Consider the following 12,948-nt stretch of genomic DNA (forward strand, 5'->3'; position numbering starts at 1 on the left):
GTGATCGTCAATTTTGGGTATTTTAAATTGTCATGGAATTGTCTTATATTTGAATGGCTATCCAAATGAAAAGTTGTAGCGATGGAACTACTTTAATAGCTTAATGCTGTTTTTATCCTTGTTTAAACGCATTTGTTTAGAATGATTATAAATTGATATTAAAGGTCACAAAATTGTCAGCGATTTGTTAATAAATCATACTTTTGTGGCATTGTTAGGGGGGGAGTGGCTCCTTTAACCATGGGAGTTAATTTTTTACATTCACAAATAAATAGTATAAAGTGCTAAATATGAGAACTATCTCATCCGTTTTGGGAAGCCTTGCGAGGGTGGTGTCAACGAGTTTGATGCTATTATTTGCCGTTACGACGTTGCATGCGCAAGATGTCAAGGAAGGTGAAAAAATCTTCAAATCTAAGTGTACATCCTGTCACGCCATTGACAGAAAAGTGGTTGGTCCTGCTTTAAAGGGGATTCCAGAGACGAAAGACGAAGCTTGGTTAATCAAGTGGATCAAGAACTCTCAGGCTTTAATTGCGTCTGGTGATGCTGATGCAGTTAAAATCTTCGAAGAGAACAACAAGCTTGTGATGACTTCTTTTACTGATTTATCTGACGATCAGATCAAGTCGGTATTAGCGTATATCACCGATGCTTCTAAGGAGAAACCGAAAGAGGCTGCTGCTGGTGGTGCTGGCGCTAAAGATGATAACGCGTCTATGTTCATGATTTTGGGCTTGATCGCAGTTGTTGTTTTGGCTGTAGTGGTTATCGTGGTGTTGAATCGTGTGATCCGTACCTTAGAAAATGTAATTGCTAAAAACCAAGAAGCTATTGCTGCGCAACAAGAGCCAGAAGATAGCCAACGTTTTGTGAAGTTTGCGAAAGCATTCGTTAAAAACAAAAAGTTGGTTGGCTTTACAGTCTTGATGTTAGTTGCATTATTAGCTGTAGGTGGTTGGAAGACCATGTGGAACGTTGGTGTTCACCAAGGCTATCAGCCGGTTCAACCAATTAAGTTCTCGCACCAAATCCACGCTGGTGTTAACAAAATTGAGTGTCAATACTGTCACGGTGGAGCATTTAAATCTAAAAATGCGTCTATTCCATCGGCCAACGTATGTATGAACTGTCACAATACAATCACTGCATCAGAGCATTATGATGGTGAGATTTCTCCGGAAATTGCTAAAATCTATCGTGCATTGGATTGGAATCCTGATACGCGTACTTACGGTAACAATCCGAAGCCAATTCAATGGGTTCGTATCCACAACTTACCTGACTTTGCTTACTTCAACCACTCACAACACGTTGTGGTAGCTGGTGTTGAGTGTCAAACTTGTCACGGTCCAATCCAAAATATGGAAGAAGTATACCAATACTCTCCATTGACGATGAAATGGTGTGTTGATTGTCACAAAAAGACAGATATCAAATCGGATAACAAATACTATGAAGATTTGATCAAAGCACACGAAAGAATTAAGAAAGGTGAGAAAATGACTGCAGCCATGATCGGTGGTCTTGAGTGTGGTAAGTGTCACTATTAATAATTATTTGAAATACGCAATCTTATATACAGCTTAAATGGATAGCAATAAAAAATATTGGAAAGGTTTGGAAGAGTTAAATCAAACTCCTGCTTTCGTTGAAGGAAGCAAGGGTGAGTTTGCCGAATCTATTCCTGTAGAAGATGTATTAAACGAAGCTGGCTTGAGTACTAAAACTCCTCGCCGTGACTTCTTGAAAGCATTAGGATTTGGTTTGGGTGCTGTTTCTTTAGCGGCTTGTAACCGTACTCCTGTGCATAAGGCAGTTCCTTATTTGATTAAACCTGAAGAGGTAACTCCAGGTATCCCTAACTATTATGCTTCGACGTTCAACGGTCAAAGTATCTTGGTTAAAACGCGCGAAGGTCGTCCGATCAATGTTGAGCCTAACCCGAATGCAATTGGTTTGAACCAAGGTTTGGATTCAACGACTGCTGCTTCTGTATTGGATTTATACGATGAGTCCAAATTGAAACAGGCACAATTGAAAGGTCAAGATGTAGAGTGGTCTAAATTGGATGGGGAAGTTGTTAAAGCTTTGAATGCAGCAGCATCTTCTGGTAAACAAATTACGATCGTTTCTAACACCGTAAACAGTCCTTCAACGTTGGCGGCTATCGCTGCTTTCGCAACGAAATTCCCAACAGTTAACCATGTACAATACGATGCTGTATCTTACAGCGGTATTATTGAGGCGAATAAAGCTTCATTTGGGAAAGCTGTTGTCCCTTCATACAATTTTGAAAAGGCAAATGTGATTGTTTCCGTTGCAGCTGATTTCTTAGGAACTTGGTTAGCAGGTGAGGAGCATACACAACAATACGCTAAAAACCGTGATTATAAATCGTTGAAAAACGGAAAAATGTCACGTCACGTGCAATTTGAGTCTGGTCTTTCGATGACTGGTACAAATGCGGATGCTCGTATCGCCATCAAACCTTCGGAAGAAGGAGCTACATTGGTTGCTTTATATAATGCAATCACTGGTCAGTCTTTGGCTGGTGCCACTGCAAACAAAAAAGCACAAAAAGGTGTCGCTCTAGCAGCGAAAGAATTGGTGAACAGCAAAGGCGCAGCAGTTGTTGTTGCTGGTTCTAACGATGTCAATGTACAGGTATTGGTCAATGCAATTAACGTTGCATTAGGCGCGTACGGTACAATCATCGATTTGGATAACTATTCTAAACAATACCAAGGTTCAGATTCTTCGTTCCAAGCTTTCTTAGCAGCTGCGAAATCAGGTCAAGTTGGTGTTGCGTTCTTCTTGAATAGCAACCCGGTGTATGATTACTTCAAAGCAGAAGATGTAAAAGCAGCGTTGAAACAAGTTCCTTTCACCTTATCGTTTTCGCAACGTGCGGATGAAACAGCTTCTGAATTGACAGCGATCGCTCCAGCAAGTACATTCTTGGAGTCTTGGGGTGATGCGAATCCAAAAGAAGGTTTGTTCTCGATCGTTCAACCAACAATTAATCCTGTTTTCAAAACACGTCAAGTTGAACAAAGCTTGTTGACTTGGGCAGGAAATGATACCGATATGTACAACTTCGTTAAGAACTTGTGGTCTACACAAATCTTAGCAGGTTCTACGAAAAACTGGGATGCTGTATTGCAAACTGGTTTTGAATATAAAGGTGCTAAAGCGGCAACAGCTCCTGCATTTACAGGAAATGCTGCAGCAGCAGCTTCAGCAATTGAGGCATCAAGCAAAGCGATTACAGGTGAGTTTGAATTGAAACTTTATGAGCCTGCTGGTCTTCGTGACGGTCGTTACGCGAACAACGCTTATTTACAAGAATTGCCTGACCCTGTTTCTAAAGTAACTTGGGATAATTACGCTGCTCTTAACCCGAAAGATGCTGAGAAATTAGGATTGGGTGAAGACGGTAAAGTGACTGTAAAAGCAAATGGTGTTGAATTGGAATTGCCAGTTGTACAACAACCTGGTCAAGCACAAGGAACAGTTTCAATTGCTGTAGGTTACGGCCGTACAAAAGTTGGTAAAGCAGGTAATGAAGTTGGTAAAAACGCGTTCCCTTTTGCTTCTATCATCAATGGTACAGTACAAGGTGTTGCTAAAGCAACTGTAGCGAAAGCGTCTGGAACTTACCAATTGGCACAAACACAAACACACCACACGATCGAAGGTCGTAACGTGATCCGTGAGACGACATTTGCGAAATATCTGAAAGATCCTAACTCTGAGGCAGGACGCTTTACAGATAATCACAAAACATACGATTTGTGGAACAAATATGAGCAACCTGGTCACAAATGGGTGATGGCAATCGACTTGAACGCATGTACGGGTTGTGGTGCTTGTATCGTTGCTTGTAACGTTGAAAATAATATTCCTGTTGTAGGTCGTGATGAGGTTCGTCGTCGTCGTGAAATGCACTGGTTACGTATTGACCGTTACTATACAATCGAAGGAAAAGATCAAGATCTTACAAAAGAGAAAGAAATTGCGAGAGCTTCGGCTGATTTAGATTTCGAAGATATCACTGTTGTTCACCAACCGATGTTGTGTCAACACTGTGGTCACGCACCTTGTGAAACGGTTTGTCCAGTATTGGCAACAGTACACTCTTCAGAAGGTTTGAACCACATGGCATATAACCGTTGTTTTGGTACACGTTACTGTGCGAATAACTGTCCGTTCAAAGTTCGTCGTTTCAACTGGTTTGCATACTGGAATGATTCACGTTTTGACAACTACTTGAACAATGAGTTCACACAATTGGTATTGAATCCAGATGTTGTTACTCGTTCACGTGGGGTAATGGAGAAATGTTCAATGTGTATCCAACGTATTCAAGCAGGTAAATTGCAAGCTAAGATTCAAAATCGCAAAGTTAAAGATGGCGATATCCAAATGGCTTGTCAACAAGCATGTTCGGCAAATGCGATCATCTTTGGAGATGCAAATGATCCAGAATCAGAAGTATCAAAAGCATTACGCAACGAGCGTGTTTATTACGTACTTGAGGAAATCAATGTTCAACCGGGTATCGGTTATATGACAAAAGTTAGAAACACTTTTGAGGCGTAATCTTGTACAATATTTGAAATAAAAATACTATGTCATCGCATAACGAATCAATATTAAGAGAACCATTAATGACCGGTAAGGACATTACGTATGCAAAAATTACGGATGATATCTTACTACCGGTTGAAAATAAACCGAATAAAGCATGGTGGATTGGTTTTACCGTTGCTGTATTAGGTGCTTTATTATGGGTAGTTAGCGTTAGTTATACCTTTTGGACAGGTATCGGCGCTTGGGGTCTGAATAAAACTGTAGGCTGGGCTTGGGATATCACCGACTTCGTATGGTGGGTAGGTATCGGTCACGCGGGTACGTTGATTTCAGCTGTATTATTAATCTTCCGCCAGAACTGGCGTAATTCAATCAACCGTTCTGCAGAGGCGATGACGATCTTTGCGGTAATCTGTGCGGCGACATACGTTGTAGCTCACATGGGGCGTCCTTGGTTGGCTTATTGGATTTTCCCACTTCCAAATCAATTTGGATCACTTTGGGTAAACTTCAACTCTCCTTTGGTGTGGGATGCGTTTGCGATCTCGACTTACTTTACAGTATCTTTGGTATTCTGGTACTGTGGTTTGTTGCCGGATATCGCGACAATTCGTGACCGTGCTACTGGATTAAAGCAAAAAATCTATTCTGTATTATCATTCGGATGGAATGGTTCTGTTAAGACTTGGCAACGTTTTGAAATCGTGTCATTGATCTTGGCCGGTATTTCTACTCCGCTGGTACTTTCTGTACACACGATCGTATCCATGGACTTTGCAACTTCGGTTATCCCTGGATGGCATACAACGATCTTCCCGCCGTATTTCGTGGCTGGTGCGATCTTCTCGGGTTTCGCGATGGTACAGACTTTATTGTTGATCTTACGTAAAGTAATGAACTTTGAGAACTACATCACGATGTTCCACATTGAGTCCATGAATATCATTATCATGACAACGGGTTCAATCGTAGGTGTGGCTTATTTGACAGAGTTGTTTATCGCCATGTACTCTCGTTCAGAATACGAAATGTATGCTTTCGAGAACCGTATGTTGGGTCCATACGCTTGGGCTTACTGGTCAATGATGACTTGTAACGTAATTTCTCCACAGTTATTCTGGTTCAAAAAAATCCGTACAAGTATTCCAATCTCCTGGATCTTATCGATTGTTGTAAACATCGGTATGTGGTTTGAGCGTTTTGTAATTATCGTGACTTCATTGCACCGTGATTACTTGCCTTCATCTTGGGCAATGTTCTACCCAACTTGGACAGACGTAGGTATCTTTGTAGGTTCAATCGGATTATTCTTTACATTATTCTTGTTGTTCTTACGTTTCTTACCAGGTATCGCTATCGCCGAAGTGAAATTGTTGTTGAAATCATCTTCATTACAACATAAAACTAAATTGGCTCAAGAAGGCGCATTCCCTGAGGAACAAGTGAAGTACTTCCAAGAGTCATTAGAGAAATATGATTCAGTGACAGAAGAAGAGATTAAAGAATTATCAGTTAGAAAATAATCAGCAATGAGCAATACAAAATATATATTAGGTAGTTTTGCGGATCCCGATGAAATGATGCATGGGATCGACAAATTGCAAGCAAACAAAATAAGTATTTACGACTGCTTTACTCCGATGCCTATTCACGGCATCGAAGCAAAGCTGGGTGTGAAACCTTCTCGCTTGCCTATCGCAGCATTTTGCTTTGGAGCATTAGGAACGACATTGGGTTTTAGTTTGTTGTATTATACAATGGCATATGATTGGCCGATGAATATCGGTGGTAAACCATCTTTTGGTATGCCAAACTTTGTTCCAGTTACATTTGAGGTTACGATCTTATTGTGTGCCTTGGGTATGGTTGCCACGTTTTTCTTCCGTAACCACTTATTTCCGGGACGTACACCTCGTGTAATGGACTTGAGAGCAACAGATGATCGTTTCATCCTTGCAGTAGATGCCAATGAAAATACAGATCACGCTTTGATCGATAGCTTATTGAAAGAAGCTGGTGCTGTTGAAGTTAAGTACAATGATAGAAAATATGTTAGCTATGAATAAGAAGAATTTACTTGGAACGCTATGCGCAGCTGTGGCATTGACAGCACTTGTTTCTTCTTGTGGTGACAAAACAACTCGTAGTACAGGTTTAGAGTTTTCTCGTAACATGTACGATCCGCTTGCTTTCAATCCGGATCAACCTAATGCGAATTTTGCTGATGGAAAAACAGCACAAACACCTCCTAAAGGTACAGATCCAATTGGTTTCACTCGTTTTGAATACGCCAATACATTAGAGGATTATGAACGTGCAGGAAGAGAAGTAAAAAGTCCTTTGGTCGTAAATGCCGAAAATCTTGAAAAAGGTAAAGCTTTGTTCACAACTTATTGCTCTATATGTCATGGAGTAGAAGGTAAAGGTGATGGTCCTATCACAAAAGATCGTAGCGTGACTGATTCAAGAGGTACTCGTCAATTAGAGAACTTTCCTCCGCCACCATCTTATCATAGAACAGATGCGGCGAGCTCTTCACGGGGTGGTTTGATGGCTGACTTGACTGATGGTAAAATTTACCATACAATTTATTACGGACACAACTCGATGGGATCACATGCATCTCAATTGTCTCCAGAGGAGAGATGGAAAGTTGTTATGTATGTTCACGAATTACAAAAGAAATAATCTAACATCAGATATATAAATGGGAACTCACAGTCATCATCACGATTATAATTTCAACGAGCGATACGAGTTTGCTGGCAAAGCTAAAATGTTCAGTATTGTCGCTGTTGTACTAGGCGTAGCTGCTGTAGCTTTCGGGTTGCTTTCGGGCGATCACGTTACTGTAGAGCGTACTTATGCCAACTTGTTATTGATGGGTTATTACTTTACATGTGTATGCGCAGCTGGAACATTCTTTGTTGCCTTGCAATATGTAACACAATCTGCATGGTCTGCAGGTTTGGTACGTATACCTCAAGCTATGGCGAGTGTTTTACCAATTGCATCATTAGTCTTATTAGTTATCGTAGGTTTAGGTTTAACCACACATAACTTATATCACCACTGGAATGCAGATGGTATTACTGATCCGCATAGTACAAATTTTGACCCTATTATCGCAGGTAAATCTGCTTATTTAAATGTTCCATTCTTCTTGATCCGTCAGGTGGTATTTTTGGGTACATATAGCATTTTTGCTGTTATTTTTGCGAAACTTTCTTATAAAGAGGATTTGGAAGGCGGATTGACTTCTTATAAAAAGTCATTCAAATTGTCAGCAATCTTCTTGGTTATCTTTGGTTTTACTACACCAATCTGGTCTTTCGATACAGTAATGTCTTTAGAGGCACACTGGTTTTCGACAATGTTCGGTTGGTATAACTTTGCAGCAATGTGGGTAAGTGGTATTTCATGTATCACGATCATTGTTGTTGTATTGAAGAAAGCTGGTTATATGAACTGGGTAAACGAAAATCATTTACACGATTTGGGTAAATTGATGTTCGGTTTCTCTATCTTCTGGACTTATGTTTGGTTTGCACAATTCATGTTGATTTGGTATTCAAACATCCCAGAGGAAACAGTTTATTTCTACAAACGTTGGGAACCTGAATACAAACCTTGGTTTTGGTTGAGTATTATCATTAACTTTGTGGCACCATTGTTACTATTAGTGGATCGCGATGCTAAACGTAAACAAAACGTGATGTTATTCGTAGCGATTCTATTATTGGCTGGTCACTGGCTAGATTATTATATCATGATCATGCCTGGTACTGTTGCTGAACATAGAGGATTTGGTATCATTGAAATCGGAACTGCACTTGGTTTCTTAGGTTTGTTCATCTTCTTAGTGATGAGTAAATTGAGTAAACAAGCATTGGTGCCTAAAAATCATCCTTTCTTGGATGAGAGTTTGCATCACCAGATATAGTTTCACTTTTAAAGGAAGGTTACGTAAAAACGTTATAAAAGAAATGAGCTTTAAATTAAATAATAGATTCAAATCCATCTCGGGTTTTGTGCTTGCACTAGGATTGCTTTTTGCGACTCCTATCCTAGCAAGTCAACAAGATACAGTAGCATCTGATTCTGCTAAAGCGGCGACTACAGCAGTAGCTGCCCCTGCAGCAACGGATTCGGTTGCAAAAGATACAACAGCGGCAGCAGGTACTGCTGCTGTTGCATCTGCTAGTTCTTCTACAGAAGCTAGCGCTGCTGCTCCTGCTGTTGAAGAAGTGAAGCAAATAGACCCTCAGGTTTATAAAAACTTCACATATTATGTCTTGTTATTCTTGGTTATATGTACAGTTGTTGCCGTTATCGGTAAAGTACTTTCGATCTATGAATTGACAAGAAAGATGAACGGTAAATACAATCCGTTTGCGAATAACACATTTCAATCGGCATTGTTATTCATTTTCTTGGTTGTATTCCTTTACGGTGTATATTGGTCGTATGTACACTGGGGAGCCGCTTATTGGAGATCGGCAGTAACTGAGCACGGTGAGCGTATTGATACGATGTTTATCATTACGACAGCAATTACAACGTTTGTATTGGTTATCACACACATCTTGTTGATGACATTTACATTCTTGTACCGCATGCGTGCAAAACGTCAGGCTTATTATTATCCTCATAATAATGCAATCGAGAAGTTGTGGACAATCGTTCCTGCTGTTGTTTTGACAGTATTGGTATTGTTCGGTTTCTTTACATGGAGATCAATCACAAATATTCCTGAGGATCTTCAAAAATCAGCTTTACAGGTTGAAGTACTTGGAGAGCAATTCCAATGGAATGTTCGTTATGCTGGCTCGGACGGGATTATTGGTAAACGTAATTATAAAATGACTACGCCAACGAACCCGTACGGTATTGACTTTAATGATAAAAATTCTTGGGATGATATTCAAGGATCTGAGATCTGGTTGCCTGTAAACAAACCTGTACGTTTCCATATCGTTTCAAAAGATATTATTCACTCTTTCTACATTCCTGATTTCCGTGTTCAGATCAATGCGGTACCGGGAATGACTAACTACTTCCAATTCACACCTACTGTAACCACAGAAGAGATGCGTGATCGTTTGGGAGACTATAACTATGACTTCGTGATGTTGTGTAATAAGATCTGTGGATCTGGTCACTACAACATGCAAAAGAAAGTGGTTGTCGTAACTGAAGAGAAATATAAAGAGTGGTTAGCTAAACAAAATAAGTATTTTACTGAGGATTTGCAAAAAGAGTTCAGCGGTAAAACAGCTAACGTGAAAAAGGATAGCGTACAAGTTACAGCATCTTTGAACTAATTAAGAATTTTTGAATATAAAATCGAATATGTCAAGTACAGTAATATCGCATAGCGCTGAACATCACGATTCGCACGGCCATCATCACGAGGAGTCGTTCATCAGAAAGTATATCTTTTCGGGTGACCACAAGATGATTGCTAAGCAATTCTTGATCACTGGTATCATCATGGCAGTTTTTGCGATGCTTTTATCAGTATTATTCCGTATCCAATTAGCATGGCCGGATAAAGAGTTCCCTATATTAGAAGTATTCTTGGGTAAATGGGCTGAAGGCGGTCGTATAAAACCGGAGTTTTTCCTTTCCTTGGTGACCATTCACGGTACCGTTATGGTATTCTTCGTGTTAACGGCTGGTCTATCAGGTACTTTTAGTAACTTATTGATTCCATATCAAATCGGAGCACGCGATATGGCATCTCCTTTTATGAACATGTTATCTTACTGGTTGTTTTTTGTAGCATCAGTTATTATGGTTGCATCGTTCTTCGTAGAAAGTGGACCTGCTTCTGCTGGTTGGACAATCTACCCACCACTATCGGCTGTTCCTACTGCAATCGCAGGATCTGCAACTGGTATGACTTTGTGGTTGGTGAGTATGGTTCTATTTGTAGCTTCACAGTTGATCGGCGGTATTAACTATGTAAGTACAATTTTGAACATGCGTACAAAAGGAATGGACTTATGGAAAATGCCTTTGACAATCTGGGCGTTCTTCTTAACGGCTATCGTCGGTATGTTGTCATTCCCAGTATTGGTTTCTGCGGTTGTTCTTCTGATTTTTGACCGTGCAGCTGGTACGTCATTCTATTTGTCGGATCTTGTTGTTCAAGGACAAATATTACCGAACGAAGGTGGTTCACCAATTTTGTTCCAACACTTGTTCTGGTTCTTAGGTCACCCTGAGGTATATATCGTTGTTATGCCTGCTTTAGGTTTAACTTCTGAGGTTATTGCAACCAACTCACGTAAACCAATCTTTGGTTACCATGCGATGGTTTACTCGTTGATCGGTATCACCGTATTATCGTTTATCGTATGGGGCCACCACATGTTTGTAACGGGTATGAACCCATTCTTGGGTGGTGTATTTATGATTACTACATTGATTATCGCGGTTCCTTCGGCTGTAAAAGCGTTTAACTATCTGGCTACGTTGTGGAAAGGTAATATCCGTTTCACTCCGGCGATGATGTTTGCTATCGGTTTGGTATCATTCTTTATCTCTGGTGGTTTGACAGGATTGTTCTTAGGTAATGCGGCTTTAGATATCAACTTACACGATACGTATTTTGTTGTTGCCCACTTCCACTTGGTTATGGGATCAGCGTCAATCTTCGGTATGCTTTGTGGTGTTTACCACTGGTATCCTAAGATGTTCGGTCGTATGATGAACACGAAATTAGGTTATTTACACTTCTGGTTGACTTTTATTGGTGCTTACATGGTATTCTTCCCAATGCACTTTATGGGTATTGATGGTGTACCTCGCCGTTACTATGCATTTACAGAATTTGCTTTCATGGCGAAATGGGTTTCTGTAAACAAATTGGTGACTTGGGCTGCGATCATTGCGGCTTTAGGTCAGGTAGCTTTCTTGTGGAACTTCTTTACTTCGATTTTCTTCGGTAAAAAAGCACCACAAAACCCTTGGCAGTCAAACACATTGGAATGGACTACTCCGGTAGAGCATATCCACGGTAACTGGCCAGGAGAGATCCCGACTGTACACCGTTGGCCTTACGATTACAGTAAGCCAGGTCATGGTGAGGATTTTATTCCTCAAAGTGTTCCTTTCTCTGAAACGATGAGCTCTAACTTGCCTCACGATTTTGAAGGAGATGAGGAAGCAGAGCGTATCCAAGCAGAATGGAATGCTCAAAATGGTAGAAAAGACTAATAAAATCTTATAAAGTAGCGTCGGGAAAATCGACGCTACTTTATATAAGTTTATATTTTAAGAGGTAGGGGTAGTATTATGTTTCCAGCAGCTGAAAAGCGATTTGTAAAGACCAATTTTATAACGATCATCGTATTGTTTTTGGTCATTATTGCTGGAGGGGTTGTTCGGAGTACAGGGTCAGGAATGGGATGCCCAGATTGGCCAAGATGTTTTAACCGCATTATTCCTCCTACTGATATTTCTCAGTTACCTCAAGGATATGAACAACATTATAGTGAAGGAAGAGCAAAAAAGAACGAACGTTTCGCACGGATAGTAGAATTTTTCGGCGATAAAGAGATGGCCTATAAGCTCCGTACCGATAAAAGTATTTTACAGCATGAAGAATTTAATGTTGCAAAGACTTGGACGGAATATATCAATCGGTTGGTGGGCGTTGTTTCTGGATTTTGTTTGTTGTTTACGGCTATTTATTCTTTCACCTATTTGAAGTCGAAAAGTTCGATCGTTGTTTGGTCAGTGATTAATCTTTTTGTTGTTGTACTTCAGGCTTGGTTAGGATCGATTGTTGTATCGACAAATTTGATGCCCTGGATTATTACAGTACATATGCTCTTAGCACTTGTAATTGTTTGTATTAGTATTTATACTTATTTCAAAGCAGTTACTTTACGAAATAAGACCTTATTGGTCAATCGTTCTTCGAGTATATTAAAAGGACTTGCTATAGTATCTATTTTGCTAATGCTAACACAAGTAATAGTCGGAACGGGGGTTCGGGAAGAGGTTGATTTATTAACCGGTTCATCGGTAGCTCGTACTGATTTTATAACAACTATTGGCCAACAGTTTGAATTACATCGCTGGTTGGCATATTGTTCTTTGATTTTAGTTATTGTATTATTCTTTTTGGTCCGCACAAGTTTTAATACGGTTTCTAAGCAATATAAATTTGCTTTAATCGCATTGATTCTCGTGGGTATCCAAATGCTATCAGGAATTATCTTAGCTCGATTTGCAATACCTGCATTTGCACAGACGACGCATTTGGTGGTGGCTACGCTCTTATTTGGTGCACAGTTCTACCTGATGTTATTGTTAAATAAGCAAAGGCACTAATCTTGG

At 40.0% G+C, this 12,948-nt stretch carries 9 protein-coding genes; all 9 read left to right on the forward strand.

The features are described from left to right. Positions 1–290 precede the first annotated feature (290 nt). The gene (locus BGP15_RS22370) at positions 291–1,553 is read left to right on the forward strand and encodes a cytochrome c3 family protein (protein WP_070563536.1); all 1,263 of its coding nucleotides are present in this window, start codon (positions 291–293) and stop codon (positions 1,551–1,553) included. 37 nt (positions 1,554–1,590) lie between these two features. Then, positions 1,591–4,605 carry a TAT-variant-translocated molybdopterin oxidoreductase gene (locus BGP15_RS22375; protein ID WP_115047212.1) on the forward strand — a complete coding sequence of 1,005 codons (3,015 nt, stop codon included), beginning with the start codon at positions 1,591–1,593 and terminating at the stop codon, positions 4,603–4,605. 29 nt (positions 4,606–4,634) lie between these two features. Next, positions 4,635–6,119 carry an NrfD/PsrC family molybdoenzyme membrane anchor subunit gene (gene nrfD / locus BGP15_RS22380; RefSeq protein ID WP_046674137.1) on the forward strand — a complete coding sequence of 495 codons (1,485 nt, stop codon included), beginning with the start codon at positions 4,635–4,637 and terminating at the stop codon, positions 6,117–6,119. A 6-nt stretch (positions 6,120–6,125) separates the two neighbouring features. After that, positions 6,126–6,662 carry a DUF3341 domain-containing protein gene (locus BGP15_RS22385; RefSeq protein ID WP_286770787.1) on the forward strand — a complete coding sequence of 179 codons (537 nt, stop codon included), beginning with the start codon at positions 6,126–6,128 and terminating at the stop codon, positions 6,660–6,662. Continuing rightward, the gene (locus tag BGP15_RS22390; RefSeq protein ID WP_286833372.1) at positions 6,646–7,284 is read left to right on the forward strand and encodes a c-type cytochrome; all 639 of its coding nucleotides are present in this window, start codon (positions 6,646–6,648) and stop codon (positions 7,282–7,284) included. The genes BGP15_RS22385 and BGP15_RS22390 overlap by 17 nt, the downstream gene beginning before the upstream one ends. 19 nt (positions 7,285–7,303) lie before the next feature. Next, entirely contained in the window at positions 7,304–8,539 is a 1,236-nt protein-coding gene (locus BGP15_RS22395; RefSeq protein WP_112373821.1) for a quinol:cytochrome C oxidoreductase, read from the forward strand. Between the two features lie 43 nt (positions 8,540–8,582). Then, on the forward strand, positions 8,583–9,920 hold the full coding sequence (locus tag BGP15_RS22400; protein WP_075991042.1) for a cytochrome c oxidase subunit II: 1,338 nt from the start codon (positions 8,583–8,585) through the stop codon (positions 9,918–9,920). A 28-nt stretch (positions 9,921–9,948) separates the two neighbouring features. Next, the gene (locus BGP15_RS22405) at positions 9,949–11,820 is read left to right on the forward strand and encodes a cytochrome c oxidase subunit I (protein WP_172462307.1); all 1,872 of its coding nucleotides are present in this window, start codon (positions 9,949–9,951) and stop codon (positions 11,818–11,820) included. Between the two features lie 78 nt (positions 11,821–11,898). After that, positions 11,899–12,942 carry a COX15/CtaA family protein gene (locus tag BGP15_RS22410; RefSeq protein WP_115047216.1) on the forward strand — a complete coding sequence of 348 codons (1,044 nt, stop codon included), beginning with the start codon at positions 11,899–11,901 and terminating at the stop codon, positions 12,940–12,942. Positions 12,943–12,948 lie beyond the last annotated feature (6 nt).

It is taken from the genome of Sphingobacterium sp. 40-24 (assembly GCF_001899705.1).
GTDB classification, from domain to species: domain Bacteria; phylum Bacteroidota; class Bacteroidia; order Sphingobacteriales; family Sphingobacteriaceae; genus Sphingobacterium; species Sphingobacterium multivorum.